23 protein-coding genes are annotated in these 20,607 nt (G+C 48.0%); 14 read left to right on the forward strand and 9 right to left on the reverse strand.

Annotated elements, in window-relative coordinates; genetic code table 11:
* Positions 1-14: 14 nt before the first annotated feature.
* From MSED_RS09780 to MSED_RS09790, 3 genes are all read right to left on the reverse strand, one after another.
* The gene (locus MSED_RS09780; RefSeq protein ID WP_012021835.1) at positions 15-458 is read right to left on the reverse strand and encodes a DUF2286 domain-containing protein; all 444 of its coding nucleotides are present in this window, start codon (positions 456-458) and stop codon (positions 15-17) included.
* Positions 455-883 (reverse strand): protein-lysine N-methyltransferase, encoded by a 429-nt coding sequence (locus tag MSED_RS09785; RefSeq protein ID WP_048060165.1) that lies wholly within the window; start codon positions 881-883, stop codon positions 455-457. The genes MSED_RS09780 and MSED_RS09785 overlap by 4 nt, the downstream gene beginning before the upstream one ends.
* A gap of 89 nt (positions 884-972) precedes the next feature.
* Entirely contained in the window at positions 973-1,287 is a 315-nt protein-coding gene (locus MSED_RS09790; RefSeq protein ID WP_012021837.1) for a hypothetical protein, read from the reverse strand.
* Between the two features lie 48 nt (positions 1,288-1,335).
* Between MSED_RS09790 and pgsA the strand changes: the two genes are divergently transcribed.
* Positions 1,336-1,911: an archaetidylinositol phosphate synthase gene (gene pgsA / locus MSED_RS09795; protein WP_012021838.1), complete on the forward strand. Its 576-nt coding sequence runs from the start codon at positions 1,336-1,338 to the stop codon at positions 1,909-1,911.
* Here pgsA and priL read toward each other — a convergent pair.
* On the reverse strand, positions 1,884-2,804 hold the full coding sequence (gene priL / locus MSED_RS09800) for a DNA primase regulatory subunit PriL (RefSeq protein WP_225938922.1): 921 nt from the start codon (positions 2,802-2,804) through the stop codon (positions 1,884-1,886). The two genes, pgsA and priL, sit on opposite strands and share 28 nt — an antisense overlap.
* Before the next feature lie 66 nt (positions 2,805-2,870).
* Here priL and metG point away from each other — a divergent pair, with 66 nt between their 5' ends.
* A complete protein-coding gene (gene metG / locus MSED_RS09805) occupies positions 2,871-4,577 on the forward strand; it encodes a methionine--tRNA ligase (protein WP_012021840.1) in 1,707 nt (568 codons plus the stop codon).
* Here the strand turns inward: metG and MSED_RS09810 are convergent.
* A complete protein-coding gene (locus MSED_RS09810; protein ID WP_012021841.1) occupies positions 4,570-6,687 on the reverse strand; it encodes a V-type ATP synthase subunit I in 2,118 nt (705 codons plus the stop codon). The genes metG and MSED_RS09810 overlap by 8 nt on opposite strands.
* Before the next feature lie 69 nt (positions 6,688-6,756).
* Here MSED_RS09810 and MSED_RS09815 point away from each other — a divergent pair, with 69 nt between their 5' ends.
* Genes MSED_RS09815 through MSED_RS09870 form a run of 12 tightly spaced genes read left to right on the forward strand, consistent with a single transcriptional unit; the run spans position 6,757 to position 16,968 of the window.
* Positions 6,757-7,059 (forward strand): V-type ATP synthase subunit F, encoded by a 303-nt coding sequence (locus tag MSED_RS09815; RefSeq protein ID WP_048060166.1) that lies wholly within the window; start codon positions 6,757-6,759, stop codon positions 7,057-7,059.
* Between the two features lie 4 nt (positions 7,060-7,063).
* The gene (locus tag MSED_RS09820) at positions 7,064-7,642 is read left to right on the forward strand and encodes a V-type ATP synthase subunit E (RefSeq protein WP_012021843.1); all 579 of its coding nucleotides are present in this window, start codon (positions 7,064-7,066) and stop codon (positions 7,640-7,642) included.
* Positions 7,643-9,418: an ATP synthase subunit A gene (locus tag MSED_RS09825; protein ID WP_012021844.1), complete on the forward strand. Its 1,776-nt coding sequence runs from the start codon at positions 7,643-7,645 to the stop codon at positions 9,416-9,418.
* A complete protein-coding gene (locus MSED_RS09830; protein ID WP_012021845.1) occupies positions 9,418-10,818 on the forward strand; it encodes a V-type ATP synthase subunit B in 1,401 nt (466 codons plus the stop codon). The genes MSED_RS09825 and MSED_RS09830 overlap by 1 nt, the downstream gene beginning before the upstream one ends.
* On the forward strand, positions 10,815-11,456 hold the full coding sequence (locus MSED_RS09835) for a V-type ATP synthase subunit D (RefSeq protein WP_012021846.1): 642 nt from the start codon (positions 10,815-10,817) through the stop codon (positions 11,454-11,456). The genes MSED_RS09830 and MSED_RS09835 overlap by 4 nt, the downstream gene beginning before the upstream one ends.
* The gene (locus MSED_RS12395) at positions 11,446-11,607 is read left to right on the forward strand and encodes a hypothetical protein (protein WP_048060167.1); all 162 of its coding nucleotides are present in this window, start codon (positions 11,446-11,448) and stop codon (positions 11,605-11,607) included. Before MSED_RS09835 ends, MSED_RS12395 begins: the two co-directional genes overlap by 11 nt.
* A 35-nt stretch (positions 11,608-11,642) precedes the next feature.
* Entirely contained in the window at positions 11,643-11,939 is a 297-nt protein-coding gene (locus tag MSED_RS09845) for an ATP synthase subunit c family protein (RefSeq protein WP_144418861.1), read from the forward strand.
* Between the two features lie 40 nt (positions 11,940-11,979).
* Positions 11,980-13,422 carry a proline--tRNA ligase gene (gene proS, locus MSED_RS09850; protein ID WP_012021848.1) on the forward strand — a complete coding sequence of 481 codons (1,443 nt, stop codon included), beginning with the start codon at positions 11,980-11,982 and terminating at the stop codon, positions 13,420-13,422.
* A gap of 34 nt (positions 13,423-13,456) precedes the next feature.
* Positions 13,457-13,744 (forward strand): 30S ribosomal protein S26e, encoded by a 288-nt coding sequence (locus MSED_RS09855; RefSeq protein ID WP_012021849.1) that lies wholly within the window; start codon positions 13,457-13,459, stop codon positions 13,742-13,744.
* 49 nt (positions 13,745-13,793) lie between these two features.
* Positions 13,794-14,807 (forward strand): pyridoxal 5'-phosphate synthase lyase subunit PdxS, encoded by a 1,014-nt coding sequence (gene pdxS / locus MSED_RS09860; protein ID WP_012021850.1) that lies wholly within the window; start codon positions 13,794-13,796, stop codon positions 14,805-14,807.
* Complete coding sequence (gene pdxT / locus MSED_RS09865) at positions 14,804-15,400, forward strand: pyridoxal 5'-phosphate synthase glutaminase subunit PdxT (RefSeq protein WP_012021851.1); 597 nt, start codon at positions 14,804-14,806, stop codon at positions 15,398-15,400. The genes pdxS and pdxT overlap by 4 nt, the downstream gene beginning before the upstream one ends.
* 47 nt (positions 15,401-15,447) lie before the next feature.
* Positions 15,448-16,968 carry a PINc/VapC family ATPase gene (locus MSED_RS09870; RefSeq protein WP_012021852.1) on the forward strand — a complete coding sequence of 507 codons (1,521 nt, stop codon included), beginning with the start codon at positions 15,448-15,450 and terminating at the stop codon, positions 16,966-16,968.
* Here the strand turns inward: MSED_RS09870 and hjc are convergent.
* Genes hjc through MSED_RS09890 form a run of 4 tightly spaced genes read right to left on the reverse strand, consistent with a single transcriptional unit; the run spans position 16,965 to position 20,476 of the window.
* Entirely contained in the window at positions 16,965-17,399 is a 435-nt protein-coding gene (gene hjc, locus MSED_RS09875; protein WP_012021853.1) for a Holliday junction resolvase Hjc, read from the reverse strand. The two genes, MSED_RS09870 and hjc, sit on opposite strands and share 4 nt — an antisense overlap.
* An 18-nt stretch (positions 17,400-17,417) precedes the next feature.
* Complete coding sequence (ilvC, locus tag MSED_RS09880; RefSeq protein WP_012021854.1) at positions 17,418-18,425, reverse strand: ketol-acid reductoisomerase; 1,008 nt, start codon at positions 18,423-18,425, stop codon at positions 17,418-17,420.
* Positions 18,394-18,780, reverse strand: coding sequence for an ACT domain-containing protein (locus tag MSED_RS09885; RefSeq protein WP_012021855.1), 387 nt, complete (start codon positions 18,778-18,780; stop codon positions 18,394-18,396). Before MSED_RS09885 ends, ilvC begins: the two co-directional genes overlap by 32 nt.
* Entirely contained in the window at positions 18,758-20,476 is a 1,719-nt protein-coding gene (locus tag MSED_RS09890) for an acetolactate synthase large subunit (protein ID WP_012021856.1), read from the reverse strand. The genes MSED_RS09885 and MSED_RS09890 overlap by 23 nt, the downstream gene beginning before the upstream one ends.
* Positions 20,477-20,607: the final 131 nt, after the last annotated feature.

A 20,607-nucleotide genomic window follows, 5' to 3' on the forward strand; every position in this document is an offset into this window, starting at 1 on the left:
ACTAAAGCTAAAAACTACTCCTCTAAGTCCTCGTCCTCTTCCTCTATCTCTTCTTCCTTCTCGGCTTCCTCTGAAGTAACCTGAGCAGCGTAATCCGTTAATTCCTTTTTGAGCTCCTCATTTAGATAGTAGGAGATGACGTAAACCTTCTTGTCCTGGAAGTTCTCTTCCTTCCACTGGTTCTCAAAGCTAATGATGAAGATTGGTAACTTGACTATTGCAGACGTCTTATCCTTTCCTGTAAGGAAGTTCTTCATCTTCTCGTACATATCAGGCTTAAGGGGTAGAGGTATCCTAGCCTCCTGCGAGTCCCTCATTATGATGAAGTCTGAGGTAAGCTCGTTCCACTCCTTTAGTGCCTTCTCTGCAGTCTTCCTAACGACATCACCTATTTCCCCTTCCTCAAGGGCATCAGAGGTTACCTTTCCTGACTCACTCTTAAGCACAACAATCTTCATTGATGCTCACCAATAACGTAAAGGTAAACTAGATGGTGCATGTTCCCGTCCTCAACCTTAATTACTTCCTTGGGCTTCCAGCCCTTCATTTCGAACTCGTGGGAAACCACCCTGGTCCCAGGTTTAAGTTCCTTCTCAAACTTCGGCTTTAGAAGCTCGTTAGCGTTGGTCAACAGGAAGAGAGTAACCACAGTGGCATCAGATACGTTCTCGTCAAGAAAGTTGTTCTTCCTGAGTTCAATCTTGTCCCTAACTCCGTTCTGTATGGCGTTCTGTTCTGCCTCCTTAAGCCTTTCATCGCTTAGGTCAACGCCCACAGCTTTCTTAGCCCCAAAATTCTTCACTGCAGCAATTATTATCCTTCCGTCACCGCATCCTAGGTCATAAACAATGTCCTCTGGTCCTACCTTTGCAACCTCCAGCATTTTCAGCACTACCTTTTCAGGGGTCGGCACAAATGGAACGTGTGGAACTTCCCTATGTGGTGTGCTCAATTATCTCACTAGTGTAATCTTCATGAGACGAGATTTTTAATTTTGTTAATCGCTTCCTGCCTTCCGGCCTCGGGGTCTGGCTTTATGTCCTTGCCTATGGGCATCTGGGTAAGGATTGGGTAAATTCTTCCGTCCTCTAACTGAACCAAGAGCTGAGGTAACCAACTCATTCCGAACTCATCCTTTTCACCGTAGTCTGAGAGGAAGGCGTAGTCCTCCAGCTTGGTCTCTAGTTCAAGGTTGAACTCCTTGGCAATGGACTCAGCTATGCTTAGAAATCCCTTGTGATTGGGGTGGGACTCGGAAGTCACGAGGATCAGTTTTTTAGCTTTCATTGTGACCAAGTCTCAACGTATTCCACAGCTTAAAACGGTAGTGGTACCATGATTACAAATCTAAGGAGCGCCTCCAAGAAGGTTTTGAGGCCAATGGCATCTGCCCTGGTGAAGGCAGGTTTCACGGGAAATCAAGTCACTGCTTTGGGGTTGGTCATGTCCCTAGTATACTTGGGAGTAATCTATTTCACTAGGAATCCCCTGCTCGGACTGTTGACCCTGGCAATATCCTCCCTTTTAGATGCATTGGATGGGGAAGTTGCCAGGATGAGGGGTCTTGCAGGACCTAAGGGTAGCTTTCTTGACTCCTCCTTTGACCGGCTTGAGGATACCCTTTTCATTGGGTCTCTGGTCCTGCTGGGGTTTCCTCCACTGTTGACCGCAATACTTGTTGGGATTTCCCTATCAATCTCCTACTTGAGGGCTAAGGCAGAGTCCCTTGGAATAAAGGCAGAGGGTAAGGGACTCATTGAGAGGGGGGAGAGGTTAATCCTGGTGGGGCTAATACTCCTCTTCCTTCCTTTCCTTCCACTGATCTCCACCGTGATCTTCTACGGGCTGTTTGTGGCGTCCATAATAACCCTGGGGCAGAGATTTCACTTGGTGATGTCTGCGCTACCGTAATAAAACTGAAGAGGAGATCTAGTCCCGCAGTCTGAAACGCACATGCCCAACTCTTTCATTCTCTGACAGGAGTAAATCACCATTTTCTCCTTGAAGATCCTCTTAACCTGTTCCATGGGATTCTCCTCCCCATTCTTCTCCAGGACTAGGGCTATTGAGTCCACGCTGGAACCCGTGTTGGCCATGTAAACTGCCAGGGCGAGGGCCTCCTCCCGTGATCTTTCCCTCTTCTCCTGGATTGCCCTTATGCACGGGGGCGTCTTCCCTCCTCTCATCATTATGATGTCCACGAGCGTCTCTGGAACTTCCTCCATGGGGATTGGTTTCACAGTTTCCCTTAACCTTTTCAAGAGATTGAAACCTAGCAATTTGAGGAGAGTTGATCTATCCATGTAGACGTATCCCTTGTGGAGTATCCTCTGCGTCAGGGGGAACTCCTTGCTCCCCTTTATCGCCTTGAGGTACTCCAGAAAGTGGAGAGAATAGTCTAGTCTCTTGGGCTGAACCTTTCCCCTTGTTACCTCGTGATACTTTAGGCTACTCATTTTAACGTTGAACCCTAGCCACTTGAACACGGTGAGGAGGTCTGCGTCCTCCTCCCTTTCAAGGTCCCTCATGAATAGATCCTTTTCCTTTCTAAGGACTCTCTCCGTGGTTCTCTTGTCATTCAGGACTCCCAGGATGAGGAGCTCCGCGAAGAACACCAGCTGGGGAGAGGTGTACTCCTTGAGCCTCTTAACCTCCTTGCCTGTGACTATCTCCCTTATCCTGTTCTTTGCCTCCCTGATAGCCTTTCCATCAGTGGTGAGTAGGGTGTAAAGGTCGACAGCGTTCTCTCTCTTGATTACCTCGTCAACAGAGACCATGAAGGGATACTTGTTGTAGTCAAGCACCAATTTACTGGGGTATTTGTGAATTCCTTTAATAAGTGAACTAGGTGAATCTGTTAGGGTGATTATTTGAAGATTCTAGTGGCGTCAGCCTGGCCCTACGTGCAATCGGTTCCACATCTGGGCAACCTTATAGGCTCAATCCTCTCTGCCGATGTCTTTGCGCGCTATGCCAGATTAAAGTACGGAAAGGAGAACGTGGTCTTCGTGAGCGGGAGCGACGAGCATGGAACCCCCATAGAGATTGAGGCCATAAAGAGAGGGGTGAGCCCAAAGTCCCTCACAGATCAGGCCCACGAGTACGACAGACAACTGTTCCTGAACACCTGGAACATAAGTTTCGACAACTACACCAGGACGGAGTCCGAGGTTCATAAGAGCTTCGTGAAGGAGTTTTTGCTGGGAGTCAGCAAGTACATCAAGGTGGAGGAGGAGGAACTCCCCTACTGTGAAAGGGACAAGCTATTCCTCCCAGACAGGTTCGTGAAGGGGACCTGCCCCTACTGTGGATTTGAGGATGCACGGGGTGATCAATGCGACCGCTGTGGTAGGCTTTTGACCCCCTCCCTTCTCATAAATCCGAAGTGTGCCATCTGCGGTACTCCCCCCGTTCTCAGGAAGACCAAACACTGGTTCTTCGATCTCAGGCCCTTCTCTGAACCCATTAGGGAGTGGATAACCTCTTCCCAGGATATGCCAGAGAACGTGAAGGGAACAGCGCTGAGCTGGGTCAACGAGGGATTAAAACCCAGGAGCCTGACCAGGGATAACTCGTGGGGGATCCCAGCTCCCTTCCCAGGGGCGGAGGGAAAGACGATTTACGTCTGGTTTGAGGCCCTCCTGGGCTACCTATCTGCCACCCTAGAATATTTCCAGGGAAGAGGGGAAACGGAGAGGTGGAAGGAATTCTGGGAGAACGGTAAAGTGAGGAGTTACTACTTCATAGGAAAGGATAACATTCCTTTCCACGCCGTGATACTCCCGGCTATGTTGTTAGCCTCTGAGAAGAACTACGCTCTTCCCACGGTGATAGCTGCCACCGAGTACCTCATGTATGAGGGGCAGAAGTTTAGCAAGAGCAGGAAAATCGGGATCTGGATAGATGAGGCCCCCCTAATCATGGAGGTGGACTATTGGAGATTCCTCCTCATAAGGATGAGACCGGAAGAGAAGGACATGAACTTCACCTGGACCGAGGCTATCAGGATAGTGAATAGCGAGTTAAATGACGACGTTGGAAACCTCGTGAACAGGGTCATAACCATGGTGAACAGGTATTTCCAAGGCAAGATACCTGAACCCAAGAACCTGAAGGAGGTGGACATGAGACTTCTCTCCAGGGTAGGCGAAACCCTGGATCAGGTTAGCTTCATGTTCGAGAAGGGCAAGTTAAAGGGTGGAACTGAACTGGTCCTGACTCTAGCCAGGGAAACGAACGCATACCTCAATGAGAAGGCCCCATGGGACAAGGTAAAGAGCGACGTGGAGGACGCATCCAATACCTTGTTCGTGGCAAGCTCCGCCATCAGGGCAATAGCCCTAATGCTTTACCCTGTGATACCAGAGAAGGCTAAACTAATCTACGACCAGTTGGGGCTAGACATAACCCAGGAGAGATGGGATAACGCCAAGGAACCCCTTAAACCAGGTCACGTTGTTGGGAAGCCTGCCCCGGTTTTCAAGAAGCTTCCGCAGGACTTTGAGAAAAACCTTAACGAAATCCTGGAAAAAGTGAGAAAGGAAGTAGAAAAAAGAAGACCTACTCTTCTTAAGTAGCCAGTTCCACTGACGCTACTAGGGGTTCGAACTTCTTTCCTCTTCCCTCATAGAACTTGCTGAACATCTCGTAGAAGTGGAGCCTCATGTCCTGTATGAACACCACTAGTCCCTCTAGTCCTATTGCAAGGAGGTTTCCTATTATCAGGATCACGATCGAGGCCGGGTTAGTCCCCAAGGCTAGGAGGCTTGGATGCCCCACCACTAGATAGGCCATGTATGAGAACGCGTACAGAAGGTAGTAGTGAGCCAGTGCAAACACTAGAATTCTTATGAAAGAGATTGTGTTGGATAACAGTAGGATAGCAGCCTCGAAACCTCCTTCAATGAATCCCATGGCAAGGGCACTTCCCGTGGATGCGTGATCGTGTCTCTTCAGGATTATAGCCTTAGATATCCAGTTGTATATTAGTCCTATCTCTACCCATACAATTAACCCATACGCCAAGGCCGACGTAGGATTGCTCAGGTCAGGATGTATCCCGCTTAGCAAGTTCTGGAGGATATCACCTAGGAGGACTCCCACAGTACTGAAGTAATGGGAAGGATCCGTTACACCGTATCCAAATATCACCAGGGGAACTGTGTATAGCACCAGGAGTGGTAATTTCTCGAAGACAAGAAATTCAGGATCTCTCTTCTTCACTGCATTTATGACTCCCAGAAGGGAGCTTACGAAGAGAGCTATTGCTCCCAGGAGGATCGAAAGGATTATTGTGTGTTCAATCGAGGTGCTAGTGCTGTATTCACCAAATGGAAGTAGTGGGGATAACGCCTCCGTTACGCTCACTGGTACTGGCCATACGCTATCCAGGGGACCGCTCACGTTGGCTATACCCATCTCCTTGAGCCCTCCCACGGGAAGTGGTCCGAAGAAGTCTCTAGCTAGGAAACCAGTAATCATGGCAACGACTGAGGAGTAACCTAGAATGAGGGAAAGGTTCTTGATGTTGTTGCTTCCCTTCTTGACGCCGTATCTATGGAAGAAGATGGCAAAGATCAGGAGCACAAGGGCATTCCCAACATCTGGAAACATTAGCCCGAACAGGAGAGGGAAGGTAATGACTAGAAACACCAGCGGTGATATCTCCCAGTACGACGGTGTACCGTAGATTTCCACAACAGACTCTATGGCCGAGATACTCTTGGGAAGTCGGATGTACGTAGGGGGCTCCTCTTCCTCTCCGAACCTCCTTGGGGTAGCACTTTCGATAACAGCAACCTGATCTAAGGCAGATTTCAGCTTTTTCCAGTCCCTCTCGGGAACGTATCCCTCTATCTGGAAAAAGTGGTCTGAGATTCTCCCCTTGGAAAGGAGGGAAAGCGCGTCCCTCGCCGTTAGAAGCTTTCCGTATAACTCGCTGAACTCCCTCTCATTTTCCCTTATCTTCTTGATGAGGCTACTTCTGGTCTCCTCAAGGATTTTCCTAAGCTCGCCAATCCTTTCGCTTAACACCTTATACACTTCGTAGGGAGATTTCCCCTCGTTAGTCTCAAATCTCCTGACTCCCAGTTCCTTAAGTACCTGATCTAGTGACACAACGTTTCTCCTTGAGATAAGCACGGAGGCATATTTACCATCCTTCAGCGGAGTTGTCTCCACCACAACGTTCTTGTTAGACTTCACCTTGTTTAACTGGTCTTCCGTGAGAACTACTAGTGCTACATCCAACGTCTCTAGCGAGTACAAGGTGGATAGATCGGTGGTAATCCCGCTGAATGGTTCCAATTCCCTGAGTTGTGCCTGGTAGAGGTCTATCTCACCCTTCAGTTTCCCTATTTCCTCGAGGAGCTCCTTGTATCTGAACTCCTCAAGCGATGCCTCCTCTGAAAGCTTCTTGGCCACGTCAGTCCATGTGGAGTCAACCTTCATCTTGCCCCTAGGTTCCAGCGGTGTTCCAGCTATTTCCATGATCAGCTTGACCTTATTCACGTGTTCTTGGATTGCTGTCAATTCCCTCCTAGCATCTTCATACCTCGAGTTGGAGATAGGATGGGCTGGCTCTATTACCTCCATTTTACCGAACTTGAGTATCTCCGTGGTTACTTTGTCTTTTTGGTTAACTGGCGATATGATTTCTACTTTTACCATGTTTTCAGGAAAGATCAATACACTATCGGGAGTAGTATGAGCTATATCTTAAAAATATTTAATCTTCATAGCAAATGAGAGCACGTCATGGGTAAAATATTGCTATTGGGCGATAGGTACACTGTTTCGCTTTTTAAAATGATGGGGACTGAAGGTGAAGTGATCGAGGATCCCCTTAACCTAGAGAAGGAGATTGATGCTGTGAAAAAGAGGGAAGACGTAGACCTAGTGCTAATAACTAGGGACGTTTACGAACCAGTAAAGGAAAAGGTAGACTCAATGATTTCAAATCTCACAAAGCCCCTGGTTACCATCATACCATCCCCGTTCTCAGAATCCAAGCCAATTGACGTTAAGAAGATGGTTTTAAAGGCTCTAGGGTTCGGGTGATGATATGGTCTCTGTAGAGGAATTAATGGGACAGGTTATAGATTCGGAGATGGAGGTCATTAGCAAGGAGTTAAGCAAGGCTCTCGAGGAGGCCCTTAACCTGGTGAAACAGAAGAGGGACAGCGTAGAAAGGACCTATACTGCAAAGATGCAAGAAATGGTAACAAAAGCCAAGGAGGAGATTGAGGGAGAGAGAGCTAGGCTCGACATAGAAGTTAAGAGGGCAGTACTTGGCGAGAAGAACTACTGGTTAAACAAGGTCTACGAGGGTACAATCAAGTCGTTGGGAACGGTTAAGAACTCACAAGGTTATAAGCAAGGCCTTGAATCGGTACTGAAGAGGGAGCTTAGGGATGGTTCCATTGTGTACTGCTCCGAGGATGAAGTTGATCAAGTCCAGAAAATGATCAAGGGATTAAAGGCGAAGGCAGAGGTGAGGTCTGATCCCAAGATAATGGGTGGAGTCAAGATACAGTACTCGGACGTTGGACTAGTGAGGGATTACTCCCTTAACCTTATACTAGATCAAGTTTTTGAGTCACTAAAACCCAAGATAGCTGAGATTCTATTCGGTGAGATGTAAATGGCGCAGGGTAAAGTTGCAAGGGTGAACGGGCCACTGGTTGTGGCCGAGGGTATGAAGGATGCGCAGATGTTTGAAGTAGTCGAAGTGGGCGAGCCTAGGCTAGTGGGCGAAATAACAAGGATTGAGGGTGACAGGGCTTACATACAGGTATATGAGGACACGAGCGGAATCAGACCTGGTGAGCCAGTTTTTGGGAGTGGGGCTCCCCTATCAGTGGAGTTAGGTCCAGGCCTTCTCGGTCAACTGTTTGATGGTCTACTTAGACCTCTAGGAGAGATCAAGGAAATTACTAAGTCACCTTTCATCAAGAGGGGGATAAAGTTACCAACACTAAATAGGGAGAAAGAATGGCACTTCGTCCCAAAGATGAAGAAGGGAGATAAGGTAGAGCCAGGTGATATTCTAGGAGTGGTACAGGAGACAGGACTTGTAGAGCACAGAATACTCGTTCCTCCTTACGTTCACGGAAAATTAAAGGAGGTTGTTGCAGAGGGCGATTACAAGGTTGAAGACAACGTCGCAATTGTGGACATGAACGGTGACGAAGTTCCAGTGAAAATGATGCAGAAGTGGCCAGTTAGGGTTCCAAGACCCTTCAAGGAAAAGCTAGATCCAAGCCAGCCGTTACTGACTGGGGTTAGAATACTTGATACTATATTCCCCATAGCAAAGGGAGGTACTGCGGCGATTCCAGGGCCCTTCGGGAGTGGAAAGACAGTAACTCTACAAAGCCTATCCAAGTGGAGTGAGGCTAAGATTGTCATTTTCGTTGGATGTGGAGAGAGAGGAAACGAAATGACTGACGAGCTAAGAAGCTTCCCCAAACTGAAGGATCCGTGGACTGGAAGACCCCTTCTAGAGAGGACAGTGATGGTGGCAAACACCAGTAACATGCCCGTAGCAGCTAGGGAAGCAAGCATTTACGTAGGTGTTACCCTAGCTGAGTACTTCAGGGACCAGGGATACGACGTGCTTACCGTGGCTGACTCGACCTCCAGATGGGCTGAGGCGCTAAGGGACCTAGGAGGGAGAATGGAGGAGATGCCAGCCGAGGAAGGGTTCCCAAGCTACCTCTCCTCCAGAATCGCTGAGTACTATGAGAGGGCTGGAAGAGTTAGAACTCTAGGTAATCCAGAGAGGTACGGCTCAGTTACCTTAGCGTCTGCAGTTTCACCACCAGGCGGTGACTTTACTGAACCAGTTACTAGCACAACACTTAGATTCGTCAGGGTCTTCTGGCCATTGGACGTCTCCTTAGCTCAGGCCAGACATTACCCTGCAATAAACTGGCTCCAGGGGTTCTCATCCTACGTTGACCTGGTATCTGACTGGTGGATCAAGAACGTCGACCCAGATTGGAGAATTATGAGGGACTTCATGGTTAGGACACTTCTAAGAGAGGATGAGTTGAAACAGATAGTGAGGCTAGTGGGTCCAGAGTCCCTTGCAGAAAAGGATAAGCTAACGTTGGAGGTTGCAAGGCTGATCAAGGAAGCCTTCCTGAAACAGAACGCATATGATGACATAGATGCCTTCTCGTCACCCCAGAAGCAGGCTAGAATCATGAAGTTGATCTACCACTATAATCAATATGCAACTAACGCCGTGGAAAGGGGAATACCAGTGAAAAAGATTGTGGACAAGATAACTGTGGTTCCTGACATAATTAGATCAAAGGCTACTATCAAGAACAACGAGCTTCAGAAATACGACGAATTAGAGAACAAGTTAAAAGCTCAGTTCGATGAACTCTTGAAGGAGGCTGGTGCTTAATGGAGTCATCCATGAATGTAAGGGAATATTCGAACATTTCAATGATTAAGGGACCCCTTCTGATGGTTCAGGGAGTGGCAGACTCAGCTTATAACGAACTTGTAGAGGTCGAGATGCCCAATGGGGAGAGAAGGAGAGGGATAGTTGTAGATAGCCAGAAGGGAATTTCCATAGTACAGGTCTTTGAGGGAACCAGGGGAATATCGCCAGTAGGAACCACCGTGAGGTTCCTAGGTAGAGGATTAGAGGTTAAGATCTCTGAGGAAATGCTTGGCAGAATTTTCAATCCCCTGGGAGATCCCCTTGACAATGGTCCCATGGTGATAAAGGGGGAGAAGAGGGACATCAATGGCGAACCCTTGAACCCTGCTATCAGGGATTACCCAGAGGAGTTCATTCAGACTGGTATATCAGCAATAGATGGTCTAAATTCCCTTCTCAGGGGTCAGAAGCTTCCCATCTTTAGCGGAAGCGGTTTACCCGCGAACATACTTGCTGCACAGATAGCTAAACAGGCCACAGTGAGAGGAGAGGAGAGCAACTTTGCCGTTGTATTCGGTGCCATCGGTGTAAGATATGACGAGGCACTGTTCTTCAGGAAGTTCTTTGAGGAAACCGGGGCAATCAATAGGGTGGCCCTAATCATGAGTTTAGCTAACGAACCACCAGTGATGAAGACACTAACTCCCAAGACAGCACTTACCCTCGCGGAATATTTGGCCTTTGAGCAGGACATGCACGTGTTGGCAATCCTTATCGATATGACAAATTACTGTGAGGCCCTTAGGGAGATCAGCGCATCAAAGGAGGAAGTCCCCGGTAGAGGTGGTTACCCAGGTTACATGTACACTGACCTTGCCCAGACCTACGAGAGAGCAGGAAAAGTGATAGGAAAGAAGGGTTCCATTACTCAGATGCCCATTCTCACAATGCCAAACGACGACATTACCCATCCAATTCCAGACCTTACAGGTTATATCACGGAGGGGCAAATTACCTTAGACAGAAGCCTATACAACAAGGGTATCTATCCACCAATTAACGTCCTCATGAGTTTGTCAAGGCTTGCCAAGGACGGAATAGGTGAGGGTAAGACCAGGGATGATCACAAGGACTTATCTAACCAGTTGTTTGCGGCCTACGCAAAAGCAGTAGATACTAGGGGATTAGCTGCAATCATTGGAGAGGATAGCCTATCTGACACAGACAAGAAGTACCTAATGTTTGGGGATGCCTTTGAGAGGAAGTTCGTAAGTCAAGGAGTGAACGAGAACAGGGATATAGAGACGACCCTAGATATTGGGTGGGAGGTACTCTCCATTTTGCCAGAAAGGGAGCTCACGAATGTGAAGGTTGACTACATCAAGAAGTATCATCCAGCCTACCGTGGTAAGAAATGAGTTCTAGGAGGGTACTACCAACAAAGATAAACCTCATTAGCATGAGGAATCAGCTCAAACTCATCAGGGTAATCAAAAGACTCTTAGAGAACAAGAGGGAAGTTCTTCTAATATATCTCAGGACCTACGTAAATGAGTACGAAAAAATATACAATGAGGTTAACGAGGCCTTAAAGGAGGTCTACGACAGTTACATGAAGGCCGTGGTTGACGAGGGTATTGGGAACATAGAGACCATAGCCAATTCTCAAAACAGTTCCCTCCAGCTAAAGAGCTCCACCAAGGTCATCTTCGGGGTCAAGATCCCTATCACTGAGCTAAGTGAAGCCAGTATCCCTCCAAAGCCCTTCAGTGAAGTTGAAACATCTCCCTATCTTTCTGAGGCCTATGACAGGATGAGGGAGACTATGGTTAAGGTAATCAAGCTTGTTGAGCTTGAGTCTACCATTAGGTCCCTCGTTGCAGAGCTTAGAAGAACACAACGTCTGATTAACGCCATAGATACCTCAATCCTTCCCTTCTACAATAACTCCGTGAAGTACATTAGATCAATTCTGAACGACAGGAGCAGGGAAGAGTTCGTAAGGCTTAAAGTCACCAGAAGGATCTTACAGAGGAGGAGAGGAGATGGACGCTAACCCCTTCATTTCAAATCTAAACAAGAGGCTCGACCAAAAAATGAAGGAGATTCAGGATCAACTTAACAAGGAGTATTCCTCGATTCTAGAATCAAAACGCAAGGCCATGGAGGAAATAAGGAGAAAGGCTTTAAAGGAACTGCCAAAGTAAACAGTGGTGGATTTAACATGGAATATTCAAAGAGAATGAAATATGTAATACTCCTTCTACCTCTACTTATGGGGTCAGCTGTGGCCTTTGCCCAGTCTCCCGCTGATACATCAACAGGTTTTTCAGGAATAAACATTGGTGCAGGTCTCGCTGTGGGACTAGCGGCAATTGGTGCAGGTATGGCTGTGGGTATGGCAGCTGCGGCTGGAATCGGTGTGCTAACAGAGAGAAGGGACATGTTCGGTACAGTGCTTATCTTCGTGGCCATAGGGGAAGGAATAGCGGTATACGGTATCCTGTTCGCTGTGTTAATGTTGTTCGGTAAGTTCTAAAACCCCAAACTTTTTAGGTCAAGTTTTTTGGATTCCTCCCATGAAGATATCAAGGGAGAAGTGGTCCTCTAATTTTAGCGAATGGTTTGATTGGGTTATCTCTCAGGCTGAAATATACGACTATGGAAGATACCCCGTTAAGGGATCTGGCGTATGGATGCCCTACGGCTTCAAGATAAGGCAGAACGTGACCACCCTCATTAGGAAATTACTTGACGAAACAGGTCATGAGGAGGTGCTCTTTCCACTTCTTATTCCTGAGACGCTCCTCAAGAAGGAGGCAGAACACATTAAGGGCTTCGAGAAGGAAGTTTTCTGGGTCACTCACGGAGGGGAGGACGAACTCGAGGAAAGGTTTGCCCTCAGACCAACGTCAGAGGTTGCGATTACCCTGATGGAATCCCTCTGGATAAAGGGTTACTCGCAATTACCAAGAAAGTTCTACCAGATCGTTAGCGTGTTTAGGTATGAGACCAAGGCCACAAGACCCATGATCAGGGTTAGGGAGCTCTCCACGTTTAAGGAAGCCCATACTGTTCACGAGACCTTTGAGGATGCGGCCAGGCAAGTGGATGAGGCAGTAGAGATTTACAGTAAGTTCTTTGATATTCTGGGAATTCCATACCTCATCTCTAGGAGACCGGAATGGGATAAGTTCGCTGGGGCAGAGTACACCATAGCTCTCGACACCATAATGCCCGATGGAAGAGCTCTACAGATAGGGACGGCGCATCATCTGGGCCAGCACTTCACCAAGGCAATGGACTACAAGGTCCAGAGGGCCGATGGTTCTCACGTTCATCCACATCAGACAAGTTACGGGATATCTGACAGGGTAATAGCAACTGTGATCTCCATAAACGGTGATGATCACGGCCCCATACTACCACCTGTGGTAGCTCCCATTGAGGGTGTCATCATACCGATACCTGGAAAGAGTGAAGAGGACACCGAGAAAATCAACAAGTATGCCATGGAAGTGGAGTCCGTTCTCAAGAACAGCGGAATCCGCGTGGCCCTTGACGCCTCTGAGGATAAGACTCCTGGAGAGAAGTATTATATCTGGGAGTTAAAGGGCGTTCCAATCAGAATAGAGATAGGACCTAGGGAGCTAAACTCTGGCACTGCCTTCCTTAAGAGGAGGGATACGCTAGAGGGCAAAAGCGTGAAGAGGGAGGAACTGGTAAAGGAATTCAGGAACCTTGAGGATCAAATCTCCGCCGACCTTAGGAAGAGGGCATGGGAACAGTTCAAGGAGAGGGTTAAGAGGTTCCAGAGCTTGGATGAGGCTAAAAAGTTCCTGGAGAACAGGGGAGGCATAGCTGAGGTTCCATGGTGCGGACAGGACTCATGCGGACTTAAGATCGAGGAACAGGTCCAGGCTAGGGTTTTGGGTACTCCCTTGAAACCTGAACCTAGCGGTAACTGCGTCGTATGTGGAAAACCTTCAACCAACATCCTTCGAATAGCAAAAACTTATTAGAGGTCATGGTGAAAGAAGGAGAGGTGCTAAAGTATTGCCCAAGAAGAGGGAGAACAGAGGCAGAAGGAAAGGAGATAAAGGTCACGTAGGATACGTGATGTGCGATAACTGTGGCGCCAGGGTCCCAGAGGACAAGGCCGTATGCGTAACAAGGACTTACAGCCCCGTTGATGCTTCCTTAGCCAACGAACTGGAGAAGAAGGGTGCCATAATAACCAGATACCCTGTCACGAAGTGCTACTGTGTAAACTGCGCTGTTCACTTTGGTCTGATCAAGATAAGGGCTGAGAACGAGAGAAAGTCCAGGGCTAGGCTCTTCTAAGAAGGATCAGAAATCTAAGTTTTTAACCTCACTTACCCTCTATTTGTTTATGAGGCTATACGAGCTCTCATTTGATGAAGTGGAAAGGTTCTTCTATAAGTTAGCTGAACTGAGGGACACAGTGAAGGACTCTGGGTTAATGTCATACGTTCCCGAGCTCGTTTCCCTCACTGGTCAGGTTCAGGGAACCACAAGGGTTAAGCATGCCTTCCCCATCTTCCAGAAGGGCGGCGTAGTAATGGATGTGACCAGCGTGGAACAGGCAGGGATAGCAGAGGAAGCTGGCGCGGTGTCAGTGATGGTTCTAGACAAGCTCCCCTACGATGTAAGGAAAGCTGGAGGAGTGGCTAGAATGGCAGACCCTAAAATCATCGAGGAAGTCATGAACTCGATTACGATCCCAGTCATGGCAAAGGTGAGAATCGGGCACTATTATGAAGCAAAGGTTCTGGAGGCCTTGGGTGTGGACATGATTGATGAGAGTGAGGTTCTTACCCCAGCAGATGAGGAGCATCACATTAACAAGTGGGAGTTCAAGATTCCCTTCGTTAACGGAGCGAGAAATCTAGGGGAGGGACTCAGGAGGATCTCTGAGGGAGCCTCCATGATAAGAACAAAGGGTGAACCTGGTACGGGAAACGTGAGCGAAGCCGTGAAGCACATAAAGATAGTTAACCAGGAACTCAGGGCACTACTGAGCATGGCAGAGGAGGATAGGGTGAAGAAGTCCAGAGAGTTACAGGTTCCCTACGAACTTGTGGAACTTACCGTGAAATATGCCAGGTTACCTGTGGTGAACTTTGCAGCTGGTGGAATAGCTACCCCAGCAGACGCTGCTCTCATGATGTGGTTGGGCACAGATGGTATCTTTGTGGGCTCAGGAATTTTCAAGAGCGAGGATCCACTGGAGAGAGCTAAGGCTATTGTCCTGGCAACTGCAGGCTGGGAGGACCCAGAAATAGTTCTGGAGGCACAGAAAATGATAAGTGAGCATAAGGCCATGATGGGTATTGACATAAAGACCTTGAAACCTGAGGAGCTAATGCAGGTGAGAGGAGCATGAAGATAGGAGTTGTTGCGTATCAGGGAAGCTTTGAGGAACATGCCCTCTCCGTGAAGAGGGTGTTCGACAAGATAGGAAAGGGAGAAGTTATTCCAGTGAAGAGAGCCAAGGACCTCGACGTGGATGGAATAATCATACCTGGGGGAGAGAGCACTACAATTGGTCAAGTAGCCCTTAGGCTAGGCCTTCTAGACCCTCTGAAGGAGAAGATCAGTCAAGGTATTCCTGTACTTGGAACCTGCGCTGGTGCCATAATGCTGTCCAAGGAGGTTACGGACGCCAAGGTGGGCAAAAAGAGTCAGCCTCTGATAGGAGTTATGGATGCCTCGGTGATCAGAAACTATTACGGCAGGCAGAGGGAGAGTTTTGAGGCCACGGTAGACCTAGAGGAAATCGAGGGTGGAAAGGAGAGGTTCGTGTTCATAAGAGCCCCTGCGATCTCTAAGGTGTGGGGAAAGGCTAGAGCACTTGCCACTCTCAACGACGTAATAGTTATGGCGCAAGAGGATCAAATCCTTACCACTACTTTCCATCCAGAACTATCAGGAACGACATCCATCCATGAGTACTTCCTCAGGATGGTGAAGAGATAGCGTTTTATTTTACTACTCAAAACTAGGATTAAACGGGGAATAATCTTTTGCCGAATGAGTTTTTGGTTGACAAGAGCTCTCTGCTCCAGGGCGTCACGAGGTACATAGAGAAGAACCTGATTAACGGAACGTTTCTAATTCATAGGGCCCTTCTTAGACAGTTGGAGCAAGAGTCCAAGCAGGGATTAGTCACCAGTGATATAGCCCTAGAGGAAATCGAGAAACTAAAGGAGTTATCCGAGAGGTATCTCTTCGCTGTGGAGTTGGTGGGAAAGGAGAATGGGGATACGGAACAGGAGCTTAGAAACTATTGCTTAGAGAGGGGATGTAACCTACTAACAGCGGACGAACTGACCAAGAAAATGGCAGACCTTCTGGGAATTGGAGTCACTTTCCTAGATCCCCTGCCTGAGCCCCTAACCATAGAGACCTTCTTTGACGAGTCTACCATGAGTGTTCACCTTAAGGAGGACGCTGTACCTAAGGCTAAAAAGGGGAAACCTGGGGACTGGGAATTCAGGATTATCAGGGACACACCCGTTACAGGAGGAGAAATAAAGAAGATTGTGTCCGAAATACTCAACTCCATAAGATGGACCAAGGGCTCGTTCATAGAGATCGAGAGGAAGGGCTCAACAATAGTTCAATTGAGCACTTACAGGATAGTTATAACGAGACCTCCCCTGTCCGACGGTTGGGAACTCACAGCTACAAGACCTGTAGCAAGGAAGAAGCTGGAGGACTACGCCCTGAACCCTGAACTGGTGAAAAGGCTGGAGGAGAGGGCAGAGGGAATACTCATCGCGGGTTCCCCTGGAATGGGTAAGACTACCTTCGCGCAGGCCCTTGCCGAGTATTACATGAAAATGGGCAAGATAGTTAAGACCATAGAGTCCCCTAGGGACATGCACCTTCCCTCGGACATAACCCAATACTCCAAGAATTACGCCGAGATTGGTGAACTCCACGACATACTCCTACTGAGTAGGCCAGATTACACTGTCTACGACGAAATGAGAAATGACGAGGACTTCAGGCTTTACATTGACCTTAGGCTAGCCGGAATAGGCATGATAGGAGTTGTCCACGCTACCACGGCAATAGATGCAATTCACAGGTTTTTGAACAGGGTTGACCTAGGAACTGTCCCAGGGATCCTGGACACCGTCCTCTTCATAAATAAGGGAACCGTAGAGAAGGTGTATAGCCTAGAGATGACAGTGAAGGTCCCAGAGGGTTTGAGAGAGGCTGACCTAGCTAGACCTGTGGTTCAAATAAAGGACTTCCTGAATGACAGGGTGGAGTATGAGATTTACGTGTTCGGCGAGCAAACCATGATAGTTCCAGTGGGTAGGCTTAACCTTAACACCTTGGAGAACAGAATAACAAGGGCAATATCAGGGGTCATTCCAGACGCGAAAGTCAAGAAGGAGAATGGAGAGTACGTGGTGGAGATTCCCAGGGAGGGCATCTCCAGCTTCAATAGAAAGATTAACACGAAGCTGAGAAAACTGGAGAAGAAGCACGGTATAAGGATCAGAGTAAAGCTACAGGATAAGGAGTCCTAAAGGAAAGTATCAAGTGTTTTACTGAACTTGGACTCCACATATCTGCTAAGCCCATCTATATCTATTCCCTTTTCTATAACCTCCTGAGTTGCGACGTAGTTACCTCCGTCAGTCCTCTTGAGGTCCTGAAACCTGATAAACTTGAGCATCTTAGGATTTTTCACGGCAAGGAATAGTTCTCCACCACTTCTTCTTGAGAACTCCATAATCCCATCAGCTTGTTCCCTTGTAATGTATACATGTCCCTCCCTTTTCCTGCTCTTTACCTCAATCAGGAGTATGACCCCCATCTTCAAGGCCACGATATCCGGGGCGGGATCCTTCCTCTTACTTCCACTTGCTGGTGATCTTATAACTGCGAAGCCCCTGTCCCTCAGAAGGGATAGAATATATCTCTCTACGTTAGAACCTCGAGCTTTCCTTTGGTTCACAGATTATAAAAAGAAATCTTAGGATTTAGGCCTTCCTCTCTCTATGATCTCCTTGAGCCTTCTACCGGTTTGCTCCTCAAGGCTCTTATCCATTTCCTCAAGGCCTTTACTCAGGGTGGGACTTCCTCTTCCGTACTCCTCAATCCACTCCTCTGCGAACTTTCCTGACCTTACCTTTTCAGCTGCCTCCCTAAGTCTCCTCCTAGTCTCCTCATTTATCACCTGTTTACCCACTGTAAATCCGCCGTACTTCGCTGTGTCCGAAACTGCCCTGAGCATTCCCATGAAGCCCTTGTCATATATCAGGTCAACAATCATCTTGAGTTCGTTGATGGTCTCGAAGTAGGCAACCTCCGGCTGATAGCCCATTTCCACTAACGTTTCGAAGGCCGCCTTCATGAGTTCCATTACTCCTCCCACTAAGATTGTCTGCTCTCCAATTAGGTCCGTTTCCGTCTCTTCCTTGAAAGTGGTCTCTATGGCTCCTGCCCTAGTTCCTCCCAAGGCCTTGGCTATGGCCAATGCCTTCTCCAGTGCCTTGCCTGAGTGGTTTTGGTGAACTGCAACCAGAACTGGCACTCCACCACCCTTGACGTAGAAATCCCTCACTATGGGACCAGGCCCCTTTGGTGCAACCATGTATACGTCAACGTTGCTGGGAGGCTCTATCAGTCTATAGTGGATATTGAAGCCGTGGGCGAAAACTAGGTCCATCCCCTCCCTCAGGTAGGGCTGAACCCTTTCCCTGTAAACCAGCCTTTGGGCCATGTCTGGAACCAGGAATATGACAACGTCAGCGTCCTTGACCGCATCCTCAGTTTTCTTAGGCGTAAAGCCATCAGCCTTAGCCTGTTCCCAGCTTTTACCTTCCCTTTCTAGACCCACAGTTACCTGAAGGCCGGAGTCCCTGAGGTTCAGAGCCCAGGCCCTACCTTGACTACCGTAACCAAGTACGGCTATCTTCTTTCCCTTCATGGGATCTAGAGTTGTATCCTTATCCGTGTAGATCTTTGCTATATGACTCACCCCAACTATAGCCTGTAATCTTAGAGTAAACTGGTACATAAACTATCATCTTTTCCTCATCGGGATTATCACTGATTTCACCCTTGTTGTTAAAGGAGTATGAAACAACCTTTCCCTCCTCAAGAACCTCAACTTTCTCCACGTCTACCATCTTGCTGAGGTTCAGAATCGCAAGGTTAGTGTTCTTTCCTTCCTTTACCTCCATGTAGATCTCGTATAGCCCCTCCTCATTAACCCTCCTAGCATTTATCCATTCCACGTCTACCCATAGCTTCCTGAGGGTCCCCATCACTCTCTCAAGGAATCCTGGGTCCCTATAATAACCCGTTACCCTAAGTAGCCTTCCTTGGGTCACGCACTATCACCTGTTTAAGTTTTCCTCCTGGAGGTAGGGTAGGCAAAGCCAACTCTTCCTTATCTATTGGAACCCTAATCACCGCGGGGATATTCTCCTTTATGGCCGTCTTAATGGATCTCTCTATTTCATCATAGCTTGTGGCATTAAATCCTAGGGCTCCAAAGGCCTCAGCGAACTTCACGAAATCGGGGGAAGGTCCGTAATCCACTCCCACTACCCTCCTGCTCTGGAAGAGATCTTGAACCTGCCTGACTAGGCCTAAGGTTCTGTTATCGAATATCACTGATATGATGGGGATATGTTCATCGACAGCAGTGGCGAGGTTATTGGCAGTCATGAGGAAGGATCCATCTCCGTCAAGGTCCACGACTACCTTATCAGGCCTAGCCATCTTGGCACCCATGGCTGCTGGTAGTCCAAAGCCCATCGTCCCCATTCCTGTGGACGAAAGGAAGGTCCTGGGCTCTAGGACCTCCCAGAAAACCTCTGACCACATCTGATGCTGTCCCACACCCGTGGTCACTATGGAATCCCTAGGAATTGAGTTCCTTATGGTCTTAAGGATCTTCCAGGGTTTTAGCTTTCCGTCCTCCTCGTGATAGTAGAACTGGGCGTAGTAGTCCCTCAATTCCTTGACTCTCTTAACCCATGCGGAGTTGTCCCTCTTTCTTCCCAATTCCCTCACAGCCTTGATTATTTCCCTCAAGAGGACCTTGGCGTCCCCATACATGGGAACGTCTATCTTGAAGGCTCTCTCCGAGTCCGTAGGATCTATGTTAATCATGATGAACTTCTTCCTTGTCTCAATCATCTCATCGTAAGAGGTAAACGTTCTATCGCTTAACCTAGCTCCCACCACTAGCATGGCATCGGACTCGAGGGCAGCCATGGAGGCCTCTGCCCTTCCATAGTATCCCATAGCCCCCAGGAACAGAGGATGATCGTGAGGAATTGCAGACTTACCTGGTAGTGTTGAAACCATGGGAATGGCCAAGAGCTCAGAAAGTTCTAGGATCTCGGGAGTAGCGTTGGACCACACTGCCCCAGTTCCAGCTAGGATAATTGGCTTCTCGGCCTCCACTAAAATCTCCGCTGCCCTTTTAATCTTTACTGGATCTATTATTGTTCTGAAAGGTCTATAACCCTTGACCTCTGGCCTCTCTGGCCACTTTACGTCCTCAATCTTTTCCAGTTGAATGTCCCTAGGAATATCTACTACTACCGGACCTGGTCTTCCCGTAGAAGCTATGTAAAAGGCGTTCTTGATCCAGATGGGTATTTCGTAGATATTCTTGAGTTGTACCACATACTTGGCGGCGTTGGCAAAAATCCCAGGAGTGTCTGCCTCCTGGAAGGCCATCTTTCCAATAACTGGTCTAACCACCTGACCTGTGAGAGCCACTACTGGAGAGCTATCCCAGTACGCTGTAACCATTCCCGTTACTAGATTTGTGGCACCAGGGCCTGAAGTTGCTGTGCACACTCCAGGTCTTCCTGAGGCCCTAGCAAATCCGTCCGCAGCGTGAACTGCAGCTTGTTCGTGTCTCATTAACACGTGCCTGAGCTCCCCATTCTGAAGGTCCTCGAGAAAGGCGTCATATATTGGCATATTGGTTAGACCAGGTATTCCGAAAATTACCTTGACTCCCTCTCTTTTGAGAGAATCAACTACTAATCTAGCACCTGAGGGCATACAAAATCACCTTCATACTTAGATCTAAATAACGACGAGAAAGGCAAGAAACTCTTGAGAAAGTTTTTAGACTTGGAGGGTATAACCACCGATCATCCTTATCACGACCATATAGGAAAGAATCAAGGTTT

Source organism: Metallosphaera sedula DSM 5348, assembly GCF_000016605.1.
Lineage (GTDB): Archaea > Thermoproteota > Thermoprotei_A > Sulfolobales > Sulfolobaceae > Metallosphaera > Metallosphaera sedula.

Excerpts from the sequence above, each read along its gene's own strand:
- MSED_RS09780 (WP_012021835.1), bottom strand. The coding sequence starts at position 458 with ATGAAGATTGTTGTGCTTAAGAGTGAGTCAGGAAAGGTAACCTCTGAT.
- MSED_RS09785 (WP_048060165.1), bottom strand. The coding sequence starts at position 883 with ATGCTGGAGGTTGCAAAGGTAGGACCAGAGGACATTGTTTATGACCTA.
- MSED_RS09790 (WP_012021837.1), bottom strand. The coding sequence starts at position 1,287 with ATGAAAGCTAAAAAACTGATCCTCGTGACTTCCGAGTCCCACCCCAAT.
- pgsA (WP_012021838.1), top strand. The coding sequence starts at position 1,336 with ATGATTACAAATCTAAGGAGCGCCTCCAAGAAGGTTTTGAGGCCAATG.
- MSED_RS09815 (WP_048060166.1), top strand. The coding sequence starts at position 6,757 with ATGGGTAAAATATTGCTATTGGGCGATAGGTACACTGTTTCGCTTTTT.
- MSED_RS09820 (WP_012021843.1), top strand. The coding sequence starts at position 7,064 with ATGGTCTCTGTAGAGGAATTAATGGGACAGGTTATAGATTCGGAGATG.
- MSED_RS09825 (WP_012021844.1), top strand. The coding sequence starts at position 7,643 with ATGGCGCAGGGTAAAGTTGCAAGGGTGAACGGGCCACTGGTTGTGGCC.
- MSED_RS09830 (WP_012021845.1), top strand. The coding sequence starts at position 9,418 with ATGGAGTCATCCATGAATGTAAGGGAATATTCGAACATTTCAATGATT.
- MSED_RS09835 (WP_012021846.1), top strand. The coding sequence starts at position 10,815 with ATGAGTTCTAGGAGGGTACTACCAACAAAGATAAACCTCATTAGCATG.
- MSED_RS12395 (WP_048060167.1), top strand. The coding sequence starts at position 11,446 with ATGGACGCTAACCCCTTCATTTCAAATCTAAACAAGAGGCTCGACCAA.
- MSED_RS09845 (WP_144418861.1), top strand. The coding sequence starts at position 11,643 with ATGAAATATGTAATACTCCTTCTACCTCTACTTATGGGGTCAGCTGTG.
- proS (WP_012021848.1), top strand. The coding sequence starts at position 11,980 with ATGAAGATATCAAGGGAGAAGTGGTCCTCTAATTTTAGCGAATGGTTT.
- pdxS (WP_012021850.1), top strand. The coding sequence starts at position 13,794 with ATGAGGCTATACGAGCTCTCATTTGATGAAGTGGAAAGGTTCTTCTAT.
- pdxT (WP_012021851.1), top strand. The coding sequence starts at position 14,804 with ATGAAGATAGGAGTTGTTGCGTATCAGGGAAGCTTTGAGGAACATGCC.
- MSED_RS09890 (WP_012021856.1), bottom strand. The coding sequence starts at position 20,476 with ATGCCCTCAGGTGCTAGATTAGTAGTTGATTCTCTCAAAAGAGAGGGA.